This is a genomic window from Pasteurella sp. WM03 (genome assembly GCF_004570945.1).
In the GTDB taxonomy this organism is placed as follows: domain Bacteria; phylum Pseudomonadota; class Gammaproteobacteria; order Enterobacterales; family Pasteurellaceae; genus Rodentibacter.
In genome coordinates this window covers 255,906-276,443 of record NZ_SPPO01000002.1, presented here as the reverse complement: position 1 = coordinate 276,443, position 20,538 = coordinate 255,906, and the positions used below count along the sequence as shown (strand labels likewise).

General features: G+C 39.8%; 14 protein-coding genes. 10 read left to right on the top strand and 4 right to left on the bottom strand.

Annotation, left to right across the window (positions count from 1 at the left end; genetic code table 11):
* Window positions 1-167 precede the first annotated feature (167 nt).
* Entirely contained in the window at window positions 168-1,637 is a 1,470-nt protein-coding gene (locus E4T92_RS03435; RefSeq protein WP_135093451.1) for a YdgA family protein, read from the top strand.
* Between the two features lie 95 nt (window positions 1,638-1,732).
* Here the strand turns inward: E4T92_RS03435 and mgsA are convergent, their stop codons facing one another.
* On the bottom strand, window positions 1,733-2,191 hold the full coding sequence (gene mgsA, locus E4T92_RS03430; protein WP_135093450.1) for a methylglyoxal synthase: 459 nt from the start codon (window positions 2,189-2,191) through the stop codon (window positions 1,733-1,735).
* A gap of 311 nt (window positions 2,192-2,502) precedes the next feature.
* Between mgsA and aceE the strand changes: the two genes are divergently transcribed.
* From aceE to E4T92_RS03395, 7 genes are all read left to right on the top strand, one after another.
* On the top strand, window positions 2,503-5,160 hold the full coding sequence (gene aceE, locus E4T92_RS03425; protein WP_135093449.1) for a pyruvate dehydrogenase (acetyl-transferring), homodimeric type: 2,658 nt from the start codon (window positions 2,503-2,505) through the stop codon (window positions 5,158-5,160).
* Between the two features lie 63 nt (window positions 5,161-5,223).
* A complete protein-coding gene (gene aceF, locus E4T92_RS03420; protein ID WP_135093448.1) occupies window positions 5,224-7,137 on the top strand; it encodes a pyruvate dehydrogenase complex dihydrolipoyllysine-residue acetyltransferase in 1,914 nt (637 codons plus the stop codon).
* Window positions 7,138-7,231: 94 nt separating this feature from the next.
* Entirely contained in the window at window positions 7,232-8,656 is a 1,425-nt protein-coding gene (gene lpdA / locus E4T92_RS03415) for a dihydrolipoyl dehydrogenase (protein WP_077541028.1), read from the top strand.
* Between the two features lie 163 nt (window positions 8,657-8,819).
* On the top strand, window positions 8,820-9,368 hold the full coding sequence (locus E4T92_RS03410) for an NlpC/P60 family protein (RefSeq protein WP_135093447.1): 549 nt from the start codon (window positions 8,820-8,822) through the stop codon (window positions 9,366-9,368).
* Between the two features lie 336 nt (window positions 9,369-9,704).
* Window positions 9,705-10,247: an adenine phosphoribosyltransferase gene (gene apt, locus E4T92_RS03405; RefSeq protein WP_135093446.1), complete on the top strand. Its 543-nt coding sequence runs from the start codon at window positions 9,705-9,707 to the stop codon at window positions 10,245-10,247.
* A gap of 10 nt (window positions 10,248-10,257) precedes the next feature.
* A complete protein-coding gene (gene dnaX, locus E4T92_RS03400; protein WP_135093445.1) occupies window positions 10,258-12,327 on the top strand; it encodes a DNA polymerase III subunit gamma/tau in 2,070 nt (689 codons plus the stop codon).
* Window positions 12,328-12,626: 299 nt separating this feature from the next.
* Window positions 12,627-14,147 carry a catalase gene (locus E4T92_RS03395; protein WP_077541022.1) on the top strand — a complete coding sequence of 507 codons (1,521 nt, stop codon included), beginning with the start codon at window positions 12,627-12,629 and terminating at the stop codon, window positions 14,145-14,147.
* Window positions 14,148-14,197: 50 nt separating this feature from the next.
* Here E4T92_RS03395 and E4T92_RS03390 read toward each other — a convergent pair whose 3' ends face one another.
* The 3 genes from E4T92_RS03390 to E4T92_RS03380 all read right to left on the bottom strand — a co-directional run bounded on the left by E4T92_RS03390 (window position 14,198) and on the right by E4T92_RS03380 (window position 17,195).
* The gene (locus E4T92_RS03390) at window positions 14,198-14,851 is read right to left on the bottom strand and encodes a hypothetical protein (protein ID WP_135093444.1); all 654 of its coding nucleotides are present in this window, start codon (window positions 14,849-14,851) and stop codon (window positions 14,198-14,200) included.
* 57 nt (window positions 14,852-14,908) lie between these two features.
* Window positions 14,909-16,162 (bottom strand): glutamate-5-semialdehyde dehydrogenase, encoded by a 1,254-nt coding sequence (gene proA / locus E4T92_RS03385; RefSeq protein WP_135093443.1) that lies wholly within the window; start codon window positions 16,160-16,162, stop codon window positions 14,909-14,911.
* A gap of 229 nt (window positions 16,163-16,391) precedes the next feature.
* Complete coding sequence (locus E4T92_RS03380) at window positions 16,392-17,195, bottom strand: sulfite exporter TauE/SafE family protein (protein ID WP_135093442.1); 804 nt, start codon at window positions 17,193-17,195, stop codon at window positions 16,392-16,394.
* A gap of 202 nt (window positions 17,196-17,397) precedes the next feature.
* Between E4T92_RS03380 and E4T92_RS03375 the strand changes: the two genes are divergently transcribed.
* Window positions 17,398-19,077 (top strand): solute:sodium symporter family transporter, encoded by a 1,680-nt coding sequence (locus E4T92_RS03375; protein WP_135093441.1) that lies wholly within the window; start codon window positions 17,398-17,400, stop codon window positions 19,075-19,077.
* Complete coding sequence (locus E4T92_RS03370; protein WP_135093440.1) at window positions 19,077-20,522, top strand: sulfatase-like hydrolase/transferase; 1,446 nt, start codon at window positions 19,077-19,079, stop codon at window positions 20,520-20,522. The genes E4T92_RS03375 and E4T92_RS03370 overlap by 1 nt, the downstream gene beginning before the upstream one ends.
* The last annotated feature ends 16 nt before the right edge of the window (window positions 20,523-20,538 follow it).

The following is a 20,538-nucleotide window of genomic DNA, read 5'->3' as shown; positions in this document are numbered from 1 at the left end:
ATTTTTCTCAATAAAAGTGCGGTTGTTTCCGTTCTTGTTTTGCAAGATAAGAGCAAACTATCAAACTTCAAGGGGGAAGCATGTTTTTTTATAAACAAGTGGATAAAAAAGAAAAGTAAGGTAGAATTGGCGAAGTTTTTTATGTTTTATAATCAAAAGGATAACTGATGAAAAAATCAAAAATTGCGATGAGTGTTGTGGCAGTTCTTGCACTTGCCTGGGTGGGGGGAACATGGTTTACCGGTCAAAAAGCAGAGATGGCGTATCAACGTCAAATTGATCAGGCAAATCAAAGGTTTCAAACTTTGGGGCTGTCGGATACGTTCAAGGTTGAATTTAAAAATAAGCAATTTGAACGTGGTTTTTTTAGTTCTCAAATCGAAGATGAGGCTGTGATTACGTTACCACAGGACGAAAAACAATGGATAATTCCTTTTTCCACGACACTTTATCATGGGCCGCTGCCTCTTAATCAATTGGTTAAATTTAATTTGATGCCGACAATGTTTTCTTTAGAAGGCACGATGGGTAAAAATGAGACGACACAACCATTGTTTGATGTGATTAAATCAGATAAGCCTATTCAGTATCAATCCTCAACAAGTTATGATTTAACAACAAAAGGCGCACTGAAGGTATTAGCCGGAGAGTTTGTAGGGCCTAAATCAGACAAAAATAAATTGATTTGGTCAGATGTGGCCATTGGCTTTGAGGTCAATAAAGATCTTTCGGGTATGTATGATACTTCAATTGATAATGTGGTATTTGAGACAAAAAATCCTAGCGATGAAAATAATCTTGAATCAGCGAAACTTCAATGGAAAGGTATTAAGTCTAGTACGACTTTTGCACCAACGAAGTGGGCATACCTCTATACGGGAAAAGGAACATCCTCTATTGAAAGTGTCGAAATGACGAATCTGGCTCAAAATGGAACGGCAATATCTTTTATGGAAAAAGGTGTAAGAGGAACATCAGAGGTGACTTTAGATAGCGATTTTTTAAGTCTTAAAGGCACAAATAATATAGATTCTTTCATCATTGATAGTAAAAACTTAGGTAAAGTAGCCTACAATTTTGAACTCAATCATCTTGAAGCAAATGCGATTAATGCGTTGTTTGAATCTCTCATTAAAGTATTAAAAGAGGGAAGTATCGGCAATATCTCAATGCTAAACCAAATTGTTGAAACATGGGGTAAGCAATATGGAATGGCGATTTTCAATCACCAACCTCAGCTGAAATTTAATCCTATTTCAGTTTCCGATGACCAAGGAAAAGTGGCATTAGAGCTGAATGTAGCCTTAGCCAAAGGGCCTAAATTTGATTTTATGCGCAGTCATTTATATCAACAATTTACGGATTTTTCTATTGATATTCAGGTAGATAAAGCAACGGCTGAGAATCTTATGATGAAGTTTGTTTCAGAAGAAGATAAAGCAAGTACTAAGGCTAAAATTGAGGAAATGGCAGCTGAAGTGGCGAGCAAGGGCATTGCCGTAAATAATGAAAAATCCGTGGTGATGAAACTGGTGCTGGAAAATGGGGAGTTGAAATTAAATGGTCAACCTGTGCCTGAAGAACAAGTTCAAGGTGTAATTTTTATGTTGTTAATGGGCGCAGCGATGCAGCGTTAAGTTTCTTCGGGTTTACATTGATGGTGTTGATTAAAGGAGATAAAGGTGATTTATCTCCTTTTCGTATTTTAAAGTGCGGTTAATTTTACCTGATTTTATCCTAAACGTTCTTTTAGATAACCTTCGTAATCCGGAATTTCAATATCCATGCTTTGTTTAAAAAGAGGTGAAGTGAGTAAAAAATCAGCTGAGGCTTGATTGATTGCAACAGGAATATTCCAGACGGTTGCAATACGCATTAGGGCTTTCACATCAGGATCATGAGGCGCTGCATTCATGGGATCCCAAAAAAAGATCATCATATCCATTTTCTTTTCTGCAATAAGCCCGCCTAGCTGTTGATCGCCGCCCATTGGCCCGCTTAATAAAGGTTGAATGGTTAAAGCTGTTTCCCGTCCGAGCAAGTGTCCTGTTGTGCCTGTTGCATAAAGTTGATGTGAGCCGAGAGCAATTTGATGTTTTTTGGCCCATTTTATGAGGCTTTGTTTGCAACTATCATGTGCCACTAAAGCAATACGTTTATGTGGTGAGAGCGAGCGAAGTGTTGATTTCATCGTGATTTCCTTATGTTAAAAGATGAGAAAACTTTAAATTAAAGACAAGGGCTATGCAAGGTTTTGAGCATTGCTTTCATTACTTCGTTAAAACTTTTCAGAAAAGAACCGCACTTCTATGATATCGCGTAATGTTTTGCGGATAAAAGCGTCAGTTTGGTGAAAATTTACTATCTTTATTTAAAAAAATCTTCTAAAATTTACAAGATTTGTTAAATGTTTGTAAATCGAAACAGGCATTTTGATATTCGTGTTTGACTTTAATAAGTAGTCGAACTAATTTTCACTTGATTAACAGATAAGGAAAACCTATGTCTGAGATTTTAAAAAATGACGTTGATCCAATTGAGACGCAAGATTGGTTACAATCATTAGATTCTTTGATTCGTGAAGAAGGCATTGAGCGTGCGCAATACATCATTGAGCAAGTAATCGGTCAAGCGCGTACTAGCGGAGTTTCGTTGCCAACAGGCGTGACTACGGATTATGTGAATACTATTCCGGTATCTGAGCAACCGGCTTATCCAGGTAATCGCGAAATTGAACGTCGTATTCGTTCAGCGGTGCGTTGGAATGCGATTGCGATGGTTTTACGTAGCCAGAAGAAAGATCTCGACTTAGGTGGTCATATTTCTACATTCCAATCTGCGGCAACCATGTACGAAGTATGCTACAACCACTTCTTTAAAGCTGCAACCGAGAAAAACGGTGGTGACTTGATTTTCTTCCAAGGTCATGCGGCTCCGGGTATGTATGCTCGTGCTTTTTTAGAAGGTCGTCTAACGGAAGAACAAATGGATAATTTCCGTCAAGAAGCCTTTGTTGATGGATTATCTTCATATCCACACCCGAAATTAATGCCTGAATTCTGGCAATTCTCAACTGTGTCAATGGGGTTGGGCCCGGTTAATGCAATTTATCAAGCCCGTTTCTTAAAATACTTAGATAACCGTGGTTTAAAAGATACGAAAAGCCAAAAGGTCTATGCCTTCCTAGGTGATGGTGAAATGGACGAGATTGAGTCTAAAGGTGCATTAACCTTTGCTGCACGTGAAGGCTTGGATAACCTCATTTTCACCGTAAGCTGTAATTTACAACGCTTAGATGGTCCGGTAAATGGTAACGGTAAAATCGTTCAGGAATTAGAGGGACTATTTACCGGTGCCGGTTGGGAAGTGATTAAAGTATTATGGGGCGGTAACTGGGATAAATTATTTGAGAAAGATACTTCCGGTAAATTAACCCAGTTAATGATGGAAGTGGTCGATGGCGATTATTTAACTTTCAAATCCAAAGATGGCGCTTATGTTCGTGAACATTTCTTCGGTCGTTATCCGGAAACAGCTGCATTAGTCGCCGATATGACAGATGATGAAATTTGGGCGTTACGTCGTGGTGCACATGATTCTGAAAAACTGTATGCCGCTTACGCTAAAGCTCAAAATGCAACAAAACCGGTTGTGATTTTAGCGCAGCAAGTGAAAGGTTATAAAATTCCTGAAGCGGAAAGTAAAAATACCGCTCACCAATCGAAAAAAATGTCTTATGAGAGCCTTAAGGGGTTCCGTGATTATTTCCAACTACCATTAACTGACGAGCAAGTTGAAAATCTTGAATACATTAAATTCCCAGAAGGATCTGAAGAATATAATTACTTGCATGGTCAGCGTAAAGCACTAGATGGTTATGTGCCGGCACGTAAACCGAAATTTGATGTGGAATATCAAGTGCCAGCATTAGATGAATTTAACGCTTTATTGGATGCTCAACCTCGTGGTATTTCGACCACTATGGCATTTTCACGTGTATTAAATACCTTATTAAAAGACAAAAATATTGGTAAAACAATTGTGCCGATCATTGCAGATGAAGCGCGTACTTTCGGTATGGAAGGCTTGTTCCGTCAAATTGGTATTTACAATCCACATGGTCAAAATTATGTGCCTTCAGATCGTGATTTAGTGGCGTACTATCGTGAAGCGAAAGATGGCCAAGTATTGCAAGAAGGGATCAATGAATTGGGTGCGACGGCGTCTTGGTTAGCAGCAGCGAACTCATACTCAGTGAATAATCAACCAATGATTCCATTCTTCATCTATTACTCAATGTTTGGTTTCCAACGTGTGGGTGACATGATGTGGCTAGCGGGCGACCAATTGGCTCGTGGTTTTATGATTGGAGGGACATCAGGTCGTACAACCTTAAACGGAGAAGGTTTACAACACGAAGACGGCCATAGCCACATTCAAGCGGGTGTGATTCCTAACTGTGTGACTTACGATCCATCATTTGCCTTTGAAGTTGCTGTAATCATTCAAGATGGTATTCAACGTATGTACGGTGAAAAACAAGAAGATGTGTTCTACTACATCACCACATTGAATGAAATAACAGAGCAACCGGCAATGCCTGAAGGTGCGGAAGAGGGTATCCGCAAAGGTTTATATAAATTTGAAACGGTAGAAGGTAAAGGTAAAGGCCATGTTCAATTGTTAGGCTCCGGTGCGATTATGCGTCACGTTCGTGAAGCGGCACAAATCCTTGCCAATGACTATGGTGTCACTTCGGATGTCTTCTCGGCACCATCATTTAATGAATTGGCACGTGATGGCCATGATGTTGCACGTTGGAACTTATTACACCCAACTTCAGAACAACGAATCCCTTATGTTGCACAAGTACTTGCAGATTTACCAACTGTGGCGTCAACGGATTACATTAAAGGTTATGCAGATCAAATCCGTGCCTTTGTGCCAACGAAACATTATCACGTATTAGGTACGGATGGTTTTGGTCGTTCTGACAGCCGTGCAAACTTACGTGAACATTTTGAAGTCGATGAGCGTTATATCGTTGTTGCTGCCCTTTCTCAATTGGCGAAAGAGGGGACTGTAACAAATCAAGTTGTTGCAGATGCTATTGCAAAATTCGGTTTGAATGTTGAGCGTATCAATCCGCTCTATGCGTAATTGATGGAAAACTGCGGTCAAAAATTTTTGTAAATTTGACCGCACTTTATAAAGGAACAAAATATGTCAAAACAAATTCAAATTCCTGATATTGGTAGCGATGAAGTTACTGTAACGGAAGTCATGGTAAAAGTCGGTGATACTATTGCGGTAGATCAAAGTATTATTAATGTAGAAGGTGATAAGGCTTCAATGGAAGTACCGGCACCGGAAGCGGGTGTAGTAAAAGAAGTTTTAGTGAAAGTCGGCGATAAAGTCACTACCGGTACACCAATGTTGATATTGGATTCTGCAGAAACAGTGGCTCCGGTATCAGCAGCGCCGGTACAAGAAGTGAAACCGGTTGATGCACCTGCGGTAGCAAGCGTAATAGAAGTCAATGTGCCTGATATTGGTTCTGATGAAGTCAATGTCACTGAAATTATGGTGAAAGTCGGTGATTCCGTTGAAGTGGATCAATCTATCATTAACGTAGAAGGTGACAAAGCATCTATGGAAGTGCCTGCACCAATTGCTGGTGTGGTAAAAGAAATTTTAATCAATGTGGGTGATAAAGTTTCTACCGGTAAATTGATTATGAAATTTGAAGTGGCAGGCTCAGCTCCGGCTGTTTCTGCACCGGTTCAAGAGTCAGCTCCTGCGACAGTTGCACCGGCAACATCTTCAGTTAAAGATGTAAATGTACCGGATATCGGTGGCGATGAAGTCAATGTCACTGAAATTATGGTTGCAGTAGGCGATACAGTTTCGGAAGAGCAATCTTTAATTACGGTTGAAGGTGACAAGGCTTCAATGGAAGTTCCGGCACCATTTGCGGGGGTCGTAAAAGAAATTTTAGTGAAATCAGGTGATAAAGTTTCTACCGGCTCATTAATTATGCGCTTTGAAGTGGCGGGGGCTACACCGGTTCAAGCTACAGCACCTGCGCAAGTTGCACCTACAGCACAAACAACAGCGGCTCCGTCTCAATCCTCCAAAACAGAAAGTGGCAATGTATCAGGTTTAAGCCAAGAGCAAGTAGTAGCAAGTGCAAGTTATGCGCATGCAACCCCTGTTATTCGCCGTTTAGCCCGTGAATTTGGTGTAAATTTAGACAAAGTAAAAGGTACGGGACGTAAAGGACGTATTGTTAAAGAAGATATTCAAGCTTATGTTAAGACTGCGGTTAAAGCTTATGAAAGTGGAACAACAGCGTCTTCAGCCGCTGGAAACGGTGTGGCAAATGGCGCGGGTCTTGGTTTATTACCATGGCCGAAAGTAGATTTCAGCAAATTTGGTGAAATTGAAGAAGTAGAATTAAGCCGTATTAATAAAATTTCCGGGGCAAACTTACATCGTAACTGGATGATGATTCCACATGTAACTCATTTCGATAAAGCGGATATCACCGATTTAGAAGCGTTCCGTAAAGAACAAAATGTGTTGGCTGAAAAACAAAAATTAGGTGTGAAAATTACCCCTGTTGTATTCATCATGAAAGCTGTGGCAAAAGCGTTGGAAGCTTATCCACGTTTTAACAGTTCAATTACTGAAGATGCACAACGCCTGATCTTGAAAAAATATATCAACATCGGTGTGGCGGTGGATACACCAAACGGTTTAGTGGTACCGGTGTTCAAAAATGTGAACAAAAAAGGGATTATTGAGCTTTCCCGTGAATTAATGGAAGTGTCGAAAAAAGCACGTGAAGGTAAATTAACCGCCTCTGATATGCAGGGTGGTTGTTTCACTATTTCAAGCCTCGGTGGTATCGGTACAACGCACTTTGCACCAATTGTAAATGCACCTGAAGTCGCGATTTTAGGGGTTTCCAAATCCTCTATGGAACCGGTATGGAATGGTAAAGAATTTGCACCTCGTTTAATTCTTCCAATGTCATTGTCTTTCGATCACCGTGTGATTGATGGCGCTGACGGCGCTCGTTTTATTAGCTATATTGGTGCTGTATTAGCGGATTTACGTCGTTTAATTATGTAATAAGTAACGCCTCTCGTGATTGAGGGGCGTTTTTTAAATGTTCCTGATTGCTCAAAAGAGCGGTCAATAATTTCAACGTTTTTACGAGGTAAAAATGAGTAAAGAAATTAAAACCCAAGTTGTTGTACTTGGTGCCGGTCCGGCTGGTTATTCCGCTGCGTTTCGTTGCGCAGATCTTGGCTTAGAAACAGTGCTTGTTGAACGTTATTCTACGCTTGGTGGTGTATGTTTGAATGTAGGTTGTATTCCATCCAAAGCCTTATTGCACGTTGCTAAAGTGATTGAAGAAGCAAAACATGCGGAGAAAAATGGGGTTTATTTTAGTGAACCTAAAATTGATTTAGACCAAGTTCGTGCGGGTAAAGATGCTGTAGTAGCAAAATTAACCGGTGGTTTAGCGGGTATGGCGAAACAGCGTAAAGTCACCGTCGTTGAAGGTTTAGCGACATTTGCTGATCCAAATACTTTAGTCGCCCGTGATCGCGATGGTAATCCAACCACGATCAAATTCGACAATGCGATCATTGCGGCAGGTTCTCGACCAATCGAATTACCTTTTATTCCACACGAAGATCCACGTATTTGGAATTCAACCGATGCACTTAAATTAAAAGAAGTACCTAAAAAATTACTTATCATGGGCGGCGGTATTATCGGTTTAGAAATGGGAACGGTTTATCACGCATTAGGCTCAGAGATTGAAGTGGTTGAAATGTTTGATCAAGTTATCCCTGCTGCGGATAAAGATGTCGTTGCCATTTATACCAAACAAATTGAGAAAAAATTTAAGCTCATGCTTGAAACTAAAGTTACAGCTGTTGAAGCGAAAGATGATGGTATTTATGTTTCAATGGAAGGTAAAGCCTGCAACGATACGAAACGTTATGATGCCGTATTGGTTGCTATCGGTCGTGTACCAAATGGTAAATTGATTGATGCAGGTAAGGCCGGTGTTGAAGTTGATGAACGTGGTTTCATTCATGTAGATAAACAAATGCGTACTAATGTACCGCATATCTTTGCGATCGGTGATATTGTCGGTCAGCCAATGCTTGCTCATAAAGGTGTTCACGAAGGTCATGTTGCGGCAGAAGTTATTGCGGGACAAAAACATTATTTCGATCCAAAAGTGATTCCATCAATTGCTTATACCGAACCAGAGGTTGCATGGGTTGGTAAAACAGAAAAAGAATGTAAGCAAGAGGGGTTGAATTACGAAGTCGCGAAATTCCCATGGGCAGCGTCTGGTCGTGCTATTGCCTCTGAATGTTCAGAAGGGATGACAAAACTTATCTTTGACAAAGATACTCATCGTCTCTTGGGGGGGGCTATTGTTGGCTCCAATGGTGGGGAGTTACTTGGTGAAATTGGTTTAGCGATTGAAATGGGATGTGATGCAGAAGATATTGCATTAACCATTCACGCCCACCCAACTTTACACGAATCTGTCGGTTTAGCGGCTGAAGTATTTGAGGGATCTATTACTGATCTACCAAATGCAAAAGCGAAGAAAAAATAATTAATCATTATGCTAAAAAGGCAATCTTTATGGATTGCCTTTTTTGTGAAATATCTCACAAAAATGTATAAAAATGCAATTTTAACTGGCTATTTACTTTTATATTTGATAGCCTTCCGCAAATTTTATTTTTATGTCTTTTAGTTATTTTAAATTTTTTACTATGTTAAAGCGATTTTTAACCATTTTGGGGATTGTCACCCTTGCTACAGCCTGTTCAAGTCGTGTTCATCATACTAATAGCAAAATTTCAGAAAGTGATGATGCTCAGTTGACGGGATTAATCAGCCATTTAGAAAAGGCAAATCGTGGTGCTCATCAGACATTAAAAACAAATCGTCCTCGATCCGGTTTAATTAGTGATAAAGCACTTGCCGGTGTCTATAATGAATGGGTTGGGACTCGTTATAGAATGGGTGGGACGAGTAAGCGGGGTATTGATTGTTCTGCATTTATGCAAACCGCATTTTGGTCTGCTTATGGTATTGAATTACCTCGTTCTACGGCAGAGCAACGTTATCTAGGACGCAAAATCAGTAAACATGAATTACAGAAAGGTGATCTTGTTTTCTTCCGTCATAATAATCATGTTGGTGTGTATATTGGCAATAACCGGTTTATGCATGCGAGTACGAGCAAAGGTGTTACTATTAGCTCTTTAGATGAAAGTTATTGGGCGAGAACCTACACCCAGTCTCGCCGTATCATGTAAAGTGCGGTCATTTTTACAAAAGAATTCAGTAATGTAGTAAATGTACAGATAGAAAAATTTATAGACGGCCATATTGGCGTTAGGATTTTAACATATTGAAATTATTTATTTTTTATTAAAGTTCATTCGTTTCTAACGGATAAGTGAAATTTAAATTTGTACAACGAGCACATAATGGTGAAATAATTTAAGCTGAATTGGAGAGTCTCCATTTCAGCTTTTTTATGCGAATTTACCTTTTAATGTTATGTCAGTAATTTTCCATTTTCTCTTATGTTTTATGATAGAATGACAGCCCAAAAATATTGATTTCCTCTCATTTTATTGAGTTTATTTATGAATACAAAACTTGAACTTATCAAATCTTCTATCAAATCCATTCCTAATTATCCGAAAGAGGGTATTATTTTCCGCGATATTACGGCACTATTAGAAGTCCCAGACGCTTTTAAAGCGAGCATTGATTTAATTGTTGACCGGTATCGTGACAAAAAAATTACTAAAGTGCTTGGCACAGAATCTCGCGGTTTTATTTTTGGTGCGCCGGTTGCTCTTGCATTAGGTTTGCCTTTTGAATTGGTACGCAAGCCAAAAAAACTCCCACGTGAAACGATTTCTCAATCCTACCAATTGGAATATGGTCAAGATACCTTAGAAATTCATGTTGATGCTATTTCGGAGCAGGATAATGTCTTAATTATTGATGATCTACTCGCCACCGGGGGAACGGTTGAAGCAACGGTCAAATTGGTTGAACGCCTAGGCGGAAAAGTTAATCATGCCGCATTTGTGATTAATTTACCGGAGCTTGGCGGTGAGAAACGTTTGAATGATTTAGGTGTAAATTGTTATACCTTAGTTAATTTTGAAGGTCACTAATACATAATTTATGAGCTATCAAGTCTTAGCACGAAAGTGGCGTCCTCAAACCTTTGAAGATGTGGTAGGACAAGGTCATATTCTCACCGCACTTTCTAACGGGTTAAAAGAACAGAGACTCCATCACGCTTATCTATTTTCCGGTACACGAGGCGTGGGAAAAACCTCCATTGCACGCCTTTTTGCCAAAGGATTAAATTGTATTAAAAATGGTATTACAGACCACCCTTGTGGCGAATGTGAAAACTGTAAAGCCATTGAACAAGGCTCGTTTATTGATTTGATTGAGATTGACGCAGCTTCTCGAACTAAAGTTGAAGATACGCGTGAACTGTTGGATAACGTGCAATACAAACCTGTAGTTGGACGCTTTAAAGTGTATTTGATTGATGAAGTGCATATGTTGTCACGACATTCTTTCAATGCCTTACTGAAAACCTTAGAAGAGCCGCCTGAATATGTAAAATTTTTGCTTGCTACAACGGACCCACAAAAGCTTCCTGTCACGATTTTATCGCGTTGTATGCAATTTCATCTCAAGGCGTTAGATGAAACGCAAATTTCACAACATCTTGCCCATATTTTAAGTCAAGAAAACATTCCTTTTGAGACACTGGCTTTAGACAAGTTAGCAAAGGCAGCACAAGGGGGTATTCGTGACAGTCTCAGCCTTACGGATCAAGCTATTGCGATGGGGGATCGCCATATAACGGTAAACCTAGTTAACACGATGTTAGGACTATTGGACGATACCCAAGCAATTGACATTATTTATGCCCTACACCAAGGCAATGGCGAAGCTTTAATGAAAACAATTCAAGCGGTTGCTGAAAAGGCCGGCGATTGGGATAGCTTGTTAGCAGAAGTGGCTGAAAAGCTACATCAAATTGCATTAATGCAGCTTCTTCCACAACATTTAACTAATGAAAGTGGGCATCTTTCTTTCCTTGCAAAACATATCTCTCCGGAAGATGTACAGTTTTTCTATCAAGTGATCATCTCAGGTAGAAAAGAATTGAATGTGGCACCAAATTATCGTGTCGGTGCTGAAATGACATTATTAAGGGCATTAGCATTTCACCCAAAGTTCCTTACGGCAGCACCCAAGATTCAGTCATCTGAATATCAGACCCCTTCTCTTGAAAAAAGTGTGGTTGAAAATCACACTAAAGATATTGATGTACCGGTGCTGTCGCAAAATATTAAAGCAACTTACGGCGCAGAAAACCAGCCTATTTCTGCTTCCTCAAATCAGCCACTTAATCTTGCAAGCCTTGCTGCTTTAGATGCGTTAAAGCAACTGAATCAAATTGAAGAGGGGGAACGCCAAGCTCATCAAAAAGAAATGAATAATGCTGTGAGTGAAACCATGCATCGCATACAATCACTTGATGGGCAAAAAATAGAAAGAAAAATGACCGCACTTCCGGTACTTGAGATGACTCCGCCAAATAAAACGGCTGCTAATCTTTCAGTTTCTAGAGTGCCAAAAAATATTCAAACTATGGAAAATACCGTAGAGGATAATACGGAGCGAGAACAGGAAGAGCAAGAACTGGTTGATGCGGAAACCTACCGCTGGGAATGGCGAAATCCAGAGTTGGCAAAGGAAACGGAGGCTATTCGACCATCTGATATTAGACAAGCCATCTTGAAAGATATAACACCGGAATTGCGCTTGCGTATTGTTAATATTACACAGAAACAGGATGAATGGACGGATATTGTCGAGCGTTCCGGGGTAACAGGGTTTTCAAAAGAATTAGCGTTAAATTGTTTCTTACTGAATAAAACTGAAGATCGCATTCAGCTTGGTCTTCATTCGGAAAAAGCCCACTTACGCCAAGATCGTAATATAGATGTATTAGCCGAATCACTCAGTCGGCTTTATGGCGTTCAGATAAAGGTTGATATTCAATTTGATGATCGTCGTATCGCTACGCCAATGGAACATCGTAAACAAGTGTATCAAGATCTCTGTGAACAAGCCCGTGATGAACTTCAACAAGATAAAAAATTACTTCTTTTACAAAAAGAGTTTGATGCAACGCTCGATGTTGAGAGTATTCGACCGGTATAAAATTTGATTTTATTCATCATTTTTTTAATTGAGACCGTTTTCCAATAGTTGAATAAATCATATTGATTGTTGAAAAAGTGGCTTGTTTTAATGAAGTGATGCCTATGCATTAAAGAAAAAACATTTATAAAAATGACCGCACTTTAACTTTATGGCTCACTTAGAACAAGTATCGCTTTTTTACAAAGAAAATCTGTTAAATTGGTTTTTTTGATTAATTTGATAGATTTTAATCGTTAAAACCTTTCTATATAATGCGCAAGAAGTTTACATTCACTAAAGATAAAGAGGAGCATCCTATGACTTCAAAATGTCCATTTTCTCATTCCACATCTTTGACAATGGGAAATGGCGCACCTGTCGCCGACAACCAAAATAGTTTAACAGCAGGTCCACGTGGCCCATTACTTGCACAAGACTTATGGTTAAATGAAAAATTAGCAGATTTTGTACGTGAAGTGATTCCTGAGCGTCGTATGCACGCAAAAGGTTCAGGTGCATTCGGTACCTTTACCGTTACTCATGACATTACCAAATATACCCGTGCTAAGATTTTTAGCGAAGTGGGTAAAAAAACTGAGATGTTTGCACGTTTTACTACCGTAGCGGGTGAACGTGGTGCGGCAGATGCAGAACGTGATATTCGTGGTTTTGCATTAAAATTCTATACTGAAGAAGGTAACTGGGATATGGTGGGTAACAACACGCCGGTATTCTTCTTACGTGATCCTCGTAAATTCCCAGATCTTAACAAAGCAGTAAAACGCGATCCTCGCACTAATATGCGTTCAGCAACCAACAACTGGGATTTCTGGACATTATTACCTGAAGCCTTACACCAAGTGACTATCGTAATGAGTGAGCGTGGTATTCCGGCAAGTTATCGTCATATGCACGGTTATGGTTCACATACTTACAGCTTCTGGAACGAAGCAGGCGAACGTTTCTGGGTGAAATTCCATTTCCACACCCAACAAGGCATTAAGAATTTAACTGATGCAGAATCTGCAGCGATTATCGCAAACGATCGTGAAAGTCACCAACGTGATTTATATGAAGCGATTGAACGTGGGGATTTCCCGAAATGGAAGATGTTTATCCAAGTTATGCCGGAAGCGGATGCAGAAAAAGTTCCTTACCATCCGTTTGATTTAACTAAAGTATGGCCGAAAAAAGACTACCCATTAATTGAAGTGGGTGAGTTCGAACTTAACCGTAATCCTGAAAACTTCTTTGCTGATGTTGAGCAATCTGCATTTGCACCAAGCAACCTAGTACCGGGAATCGGTGCAAGTCCGGATAGAATGTTGCAAGCACGTTTATTCAACTATGCTGATGCACAACGTTACCGTTTAGGTGTGAACTTCCGTCAAATTCCGGTAAACCGTCCTCGTTGCCCTGTTCACAGTAACCAACGTGATGGTCAAGGTCGTGTAGATGGTAACTATGGTGGCTTACCGCATTATGAACCAAATAGCTTCAATCAATGGCAACAACAACCTGATTTCGCTGAGCCACCACTTCGCATTAACGGTGATGCTGCATTTTGGGATTATCGTCAAGATGATAATGACTACTTCAGTCAACCGCGTGCATTGTTTAACTTAATGAACGCAGACCAAAAACAAGCATTGTTTAACAACACTGCTGGAGCAATGGGTGATGCGCCTGACTTCATCAAATATCGTCATATCCGTAACTGTCACTGGTGTGATCCTGCATATGGTGAAGGTGTAGCGAAAGCATTAGGTTTAACGGTAGAAGATGCGTTAAAAGCACGTGATACTGACCCTGCTTTAGGCCAAGGCGGTTTACTATAATTCGCTAAAAAGCAAAAGGTTGATGTCAAAATGACATCAACCTTTTTTGTTTATTGTGCCGATAATATTGGATAAGCTTTGATAAAGTCTGGTAAGCGATAAGCTTTACTAAAAATTAAGGTATAAGTATTACGATCATTATTGACGGCGATGGTGTCAGGAATTGATTCATCTAAACCAAATCGCCAAGGTTGATTGCCTATACGTGTAATCAAATATTCATTACTCACCTCAAAAGGTCCTTCATAGGGTTTTCCAGCTATTGCTACGGTTTTATATTCAATGGGTAAACTCACGGAACCATAAACAGTTTTCCAAAAGAAATAAGGCGAGGCAGTTGGGTTTAAGATAGAGCGGTTTGTTCCTTCTTTCTGTGTTAATTCAATCACTTTACCATCACTCAATTCCAAGCGATGTTGTCCTGGTTCTAACATGAGTTTTTGGGTTTGATGAGCGGCAAGGGTGATTTCTTTTTCATCTAATTTAAATGTCACGGCAGTGTCTGTTGGATTATCAGCATAAACAATATTTTTATCGTACCATGCAACAAGATCTTCCGCTTCAAACGGAAAATATTTTGCCACGAGCGAAACCACAAAATTTCGTTTGCCATCGTCAGCATTGTTATCGGTTGCAGAAGGTTGTACAGCGGCAATGCCGATTAAGGCAGCAATGATAATAAGTAATGAAAGTAATTTTTTCATAAAATTCTCCTAAAAATAACCGCACTTTATTGATGAAAAGTGCGGTAGAAATAATCGTTATTTTCTTGTGGTGTAGTTTCCTTCACACACCCATTTGTAAGTGGTAAGAGCTTCTAATCCCATAGGGCCACGAGCATGAAGTTTTTGGGTGCTGACGGCGACCTCTGCGCCTAAGCCAAATTGTCCGCCATCAGTGAAACGTGTGCTTGCGTTCACATAAACCGCTGCGGCATCCACTTGGTTCACAAATTGGTGTGCCAGAGTTTGAGAGGAAGTTAAAATGCTTTCGGAATGTTGCGTGCCATATTCACGAATATGGGCAATTGCAGCCTGAATGTCCTTCACGATCACGACATTTAAATCAAGAGAACCCCATTCTTCACGTAATTGCTGCTCGGTGATTTCATCTACTGTTGCTCCAGCTTGTTTTAATATTTCAAGTGCGGTTGATTTTGCGTGATATTTTACCTTTTTCGCTGCAAGTTGCGCCACGAGTTTAGGTAAGAATTCAGTAGCAATAGACTCTTGAACAAGTAGGGTTTCTAGGGTATTACAGGTGCTTGGACGCTGAGTTTTCGCATTGTCGATAACTAAAACGGCTTGATTTTGATCCGCACTTTCTTCCACAAAGGTATGGCAAACACCGACACCGCCTATAATCACGGGAATCGTAGAATGTTGTTTACAAAGTTCGTGTAAGCCCGCACCACCACGAGGAATAATCATATCTACATAGCGATCCAGTTTTAATAATTGCATCACGAGATCACGATTAGGATCGGTAATGGCTTGTACCGCAAATTTTGGTAATCCTGCTTGCTCAAGGGCATTTTGCACTACGTTCACCAAAATATGATTAGAATATTGGGTTTCTTTTCCCCCTCGTAAAATGACAGCATTGCCCGTTTTTAAACAAAGACTTGCCACATCAATGGTGACATTCGGGCGTGCTTCATAAATGGTACCAATCACCCCAATAGGTGTGCGGACACGTTCGATTTTAAGACCGCTATCTAGTGTTCCTCCATCAATAATTTTACCCACCGGATCGGCAAGTGAAACCACATGACGTACGTCATTGGCAATACCTTGTAAACGCTCGGGGGTGAGTAAAAGGCGATCAATCAATGCGTCTGATAGCCCGTTTTGTTTTGCCTGTTCAATATCCTTTGCATTCTCTTCTAAAATGCTCGCCGATTGTTGTTCTAACTGTTCGGCAATAATATTTAAAGCACGGTTTTTTTCCGATGTACTCAGCTGTGCCAATATAAAAGCTGCCTCTTTGGCTTGTTTGCCCATTTGTTCTAACATAGTCTGTCTCTCTAACAATAAAAAATAATGATGCGTAGCTTATCTGAAAAATAAAGAAGGTCAAATAGTTAAGCTAAAAGATTTAGCTTGTGGCATTCGGCGTGTTGATATCGCCTTAATTATTAAATAAAGTGCGGTTAAAATTAGCGTGTTTTATATCCGATTATCTAAAAAGTGAAGATTTTAGACAGATTTATTTCTTTAAGAATAAGATGATGGTTATGCTGTTTTATCCTTTCAATAAATGTAACATCAGCATATATCCGGCGATGATAAACAGAATAAGGGCGAGCAATTTTCGTGTAAGCGAGGGGGAAAGTTTGCCGCGAATTTTCATTGAGAAAAAACTCATCATAAATGCGCTTAATACCACAATGGCAACAATAGAGAAATTAACATAACCGACTTGCCAGCTTCCTGTTAGATAAAAAGGTGGGGATTTTGTCAAATAGCTGTACAGACTGCCGCTGCCGCCAATCACCATCATATAATTGGTATAAGGGGCGATTTGTTGGGGCTTAATACTTTTTAATTGACCGATTAAAGGTGCCATAATTGAACCGCCACCAATACCGGTTAGCCCTGCGATTAACCCGCCGAATAAGCATAGTCCGCTACCTTTCCATATTTCACCCGATATTTGTCCGTGATGTGGCAGGCTTTCTGAACTAAACATTATTTTTAGCGCCAGCAGGCTTAACGTTCCGACAAAAATACTAATAATTAGAATATCCGATAAGAAAAAACTAATTTCAAAGCCGGATTGCACACCGATAATGGTTGAAAATGACCAAAACAACACCGCTTTTATACGAATTTGAATTTTTTGCTGATAAAAATAAATCAAATTAATGATTGATGAGCCGATAACAATGGTGAGTGAGGTGGCGGCAATCATTTGCAGTGGAAAATCGGGAAATAATGTATAGAGAATCGGCACCATTAACACGCCACCGCCGATACCAAAAACCGCTGACATTAAATTGGTAAAAAAACCGCATAGCACTAAAATCGAAATTAGCTGTAAACTCATCATTCCTCCTGTTTTTTATTATTATGCTGAATAGGATGCCGCTTGCTTTATGATCCTGCTCATATTATTGAAAAAAAGAATGTCAAATTTGTGATCTAATTCACACCAATTTGGTTGGGGTTATGATGATTATCATAAAACTTCTTTTCTCTCTATATTATTCTAAGTATGCAGTTATATTGGATCAAAATGAGGAGGAGCTATGTTTATAACGATTGCCAGTTTTCTGGTAGTAACGGGAATTGTGGCGTTTATTTCGTGGAAAAAAACAAAAAATGATGATTTAACCACGTCTAAAGGGTATTTTTTAGCGGGAAGGGGATTAAGCGGCGTCGTGATTGGCTGTTCAATGGTATTGACATCATTATCAACCGAACAGTTAATCGGGGTGAATGCGGTATCCTATAAGGGCAATTTCTCGATTATTGCGTGGACGGTTCAATCGGTCATCCCACTATGTTTTTTAGCACTTTATTTACTGCCGAAATATATTAAAAACGGCTATACCACGATTCCTGAATTTTTTGAGAATCGTTTTGATCGCCAAACTCGTTTAATTATGTCTGCGCTGTTTTTGGTGTTTTACCTTTTCATCGTCATTCCGACCGCACTTTATACCGGTGCGATAGCCTTTAATAAAATTTTTAATTTGGAAACCTATTTTGGCTTAACCTATGCCGAATCCATTGTTTATATGGTCATGGCGATTGGGATTGTGGGCGCAATTTATGCCATTTTTGGCGGTTTAAAAGCGGTTGCGGTATCCGATACGATTAATGCGGTGATTTTAGTTATCGGGGCATTATTAGTCCCTATTTTTGCGCTCATTTATTTGGGCGAGGGCAGTTTTATTGAGGGATTAAAAACCATTACAACTTCTCATATTGAGAAATTTAATGCGATAGGCGGTAAGGATGATGCAGTGCCTTGGCCGGCAATGTTTACTGGTATTTTGATTGTTAATTTCTTCTATTGGACGACCAATCAAGCTATCGTACAGCGTGCATTAGGCGCTAGAGATCTGCAAGCGGGGCAAAAAGGTATTCTTATTGCGGCGTTATTTTTATTAACCCTACCGATTATTCTTAACCTACCCGGCTTATTAAGTTTCCATATTCTTGGTGGCGATTTAAATCCAATTGATACCTCTTATCCGACCTTAGTAAATAAAGTGCTGCCAACCTTTTTACAAGGCTTTTTTATTGCTGCATTGTTCGGGGCGATTTTAAGTACTTTTAATTCTTTTTTAAATTCTGCGGCAACCATTTATTGTAAGGATTTATTACCGTCCATTAGTAAAAAAGTGTTTTCCGATCAAGAACTGATTGCCCACGCGAAAAAAGTATCAACGGTCATGGCGATATTAACAATGGTTATCGCACCGTTATTAATGTTCGGTACTGACGGAATTTTCTTATTAACCAAACGTTTTGCCGGCTTTGTGAATATCCCCATTGTGGCACTCTTTGCCGTAGGGCTTTTCAATAAAACTGTTTCCGGATTAGCCGCCAGAATCGCCTTATTACTTCACGTTGTGCTTTATTTCTGTATTGTTTGGGTATTTAATGTCAAAGTGAATTTTGTTTATGTGATGGCGGCATTATTTGTGTTTGATGTAGTTGTGATGTTGATATTAGGGCAATTCCTCAAACGCGAGCCTTATCAAGAAAGCAAGGAAAACAAAGAGGGAGTGGATTTAACTAATTGGAAATATGCACCGCTGACAGTCGTTTCTTTGGTGTTAGGATTGATTACTCTACATGCGTTACTTTCTCCGCTTGGTTTAGCCTCCTACGACGGCAGTCCAAAACTCATTTTAGCAGGCTATGCAATATGCCAAGTGCTACTATTTGTTGTCATGCGTAAAAAAGAGGTGAAGTGATGAATATTATGTATATTTTGCTCGATCAAGTTCGCAAAGATATGTTGGGGACTTACGGGCATCAAATTGTTAAAACACCGAATTTGGATCGGCTGGCACAAGAGGGGATTCGTTTTAATAACGCATTTACACCTGCTTCGGTATGCGGGCCGGCACGAACCTCTTTATTTACCGGATTAATGCCGTCTTCGCACGGCATTATAAAAAACGGCGAAAAAGGCGGAACGGGTGAAATTCATCGAGAAGCACCGAATATTGCCAAATTAGACGGCTATAATTGCTATGTGGTGGGGAAATGGCACGTCGGTACGCAATCCGTGCCGGAAGATTATGATATTAAAGGACATAATTTTGACGGTTATGGCTATCCGGGGAGTGGTGTTTATCATAATTTAGTCTTTAACCAACCACCAACCCATTCTAACCGCTATCAAGAATGGTTGGCTGAAAAAGGCTTTGAGATCCCGACCGTCAGACAAGCCTATTTTGGTGAAAATCCACATCTTCGTGTGCAGGAGCTTTGCGGATTATTGTCCGGCAGTAAAGAGCAAACCATTCCTTATTTTATTATTGATGAAGCCAAACGTTATATTCAAGAATCCTTAGCCGAAGGCAAACCGTTTTTTACTTGGATTAACTTTTGGGGGCCGCATACCCCTTGTATCGTGCCGGAACCTTATTATTCAATGTATTCAAAAGATGATGTCGTTCTAGACGAAAGTTTTTTTAAACCGTTAGAGGGCAAACCTGGGCATTTCCGCACCATTTCAAAAATGTGGGGAATGTGGGAGGCGAGCGAAGATCGTTGGAAAGAAGTGATTACAAAATTTTGGGGTTATATCACATTAATTGACGATGCAATTGGTGAATTATTGGCGTATTTAGAGAGTAACGATCTTTATCATCATACCTTTATTGTCGCCACCGCCGATCATGGCGATGCCATGGGGGCGCACCGAATGATCGAAAAAGGCGAATTTATGTTTGATACCACTTACAATATTCCCCTGATTGTACGCGATCCGTTGTCCGAACGAAAAAATCAGCAAGATGATAACCTGATTTATCTGCACGATTTAACCTCGACGGTTTATGATATTGCCCGACAACCGATTCCGACGGAATTTGAGGGCGAAACCTTGTTACCGATTGTTCGTCAGAAACAAAATAATCAGCGCAAAGGGGTTTTAGCTCAACTGGCTGGGCATTTTGTTTATTTTGAACAGCGAATGTGGCGGCGTAAAGATTACAAATTAGTATTTAATGCGACGGATATTTGCGAACTTTATGATGTACGCCGAGATCCGCAAGAAATGAATAATTTGTTTTATGATGAAAACTATAAAGAGATAAAGCAAGAAATGCTGGAGGAAATGCGTTTAGAAATGCAAAGATTAAATGATCCTCTCGAGAATTGGGTTTATCGAATTATTAATGAAATCTAAATCGTATTTACCTGAA

What these genes read in the sequence shown, in the direction of transcription:
- lpdA (WP_077541028.1), top strand. Translation starts at nt 7,232, where the DNA reads ATGAGTAAAGAAATTAAAACCCAAGTTGTTGTACTTGGTGCCGGTCCG.
- E4T92_RS03395 (WP_077541022.1), top strand. Translation starts at nt 12,627, where the DNA reads ATGACTTCAAAATGTCCATTTTCTCATTCCACATCTTTGACAATGGGA.
- E4T92_RS03370 (WP_135093440.1), top strand. Translation starts at nt 19,077, where the DNA reads ATGAATATTATGTATATTTTGCTCGATCAAGTTCGCAAAGATATGTTG.
- dnaX (WP_135093445.1), top strand. Translation starts at nt 10,258, where the DNA reads ATGAGCTATCAAGTCTTAGCACGAAAGTGGCGTCCTCAAACCTTTGAA.
- E4T92_RS03380 (WP_135093442.1), bottom strand. Translation starts at nt 17,195, where the DNA reads ATGAGTTTACAGCTAATTTCGATTTTAGTGCTATGCGGTTTTTTTACC.
- E4T92_RS03410 (WP_135093447.1), top strand. Translation starts at nt 8,820, where the DNA reads ATGTTAAAGCGATTTTTAACCATTTTGGGGATTGTCACCCTTGCTACA.
- E4T92_RS03435 (WP_135093451.1), top strand. Translation starts at nt 168, where the DNA reads ATGAAAAAATCAAAAATTGCGATGAGTGTTGTGGCAGTTCTTGCACTT.
- aceF (WP_135093448.1), top strand. Translation starts at nt 5,224, where the DNA reads ATGTCAAAACAAATTCAAATTCCTGATATTGGTAGCGATGAAGTTACT.
- proA (WP_135093443.1), bottom strand. Translation starts at nt 16,162, where the DNA reads ATGTTAGAACAAATGGGCAAACAAGCCAAAGAGGCAGCTTTTATATTG.
- mgsA (WP_135093450.1), bottom strand. Translation starts at nt 2,191, where the DNA reads ATGAAATCAACACTTCGCTCGCTCTCACCACATAAACGTATTGCTTTA.
- E4T92_RS03390 (WP_135093444.1), bottom strand. Translation starts at nt 14,851, where the DNA reads ATGAAAAAATTACTTTCATTACTTATTATCATTGCTGCCTTAATCGGC.
- apt (WP_135093446.1), top strand. Translation starts at nt 9,705, where the DNA reads ATGAATACAAAACTTGAACTTATCAAATCTTCTATCAAATCCATTCCT.
- aceE (WP_135093449.1), top strand. Translation starts at nt 2,503, where the DNA reads ATGTCTGAGATTTTAAAAAATGACGTTGATCCAATTGAGACGCAAGAT.
- E4T92_RS03375 (WP_135093441.1), top strand. Translation starts at nt 17,398, where the DNA reads ATGTTTATAACGATTGCCAGTTTTCTGGTAGTAACGGGAATTGTGGCG.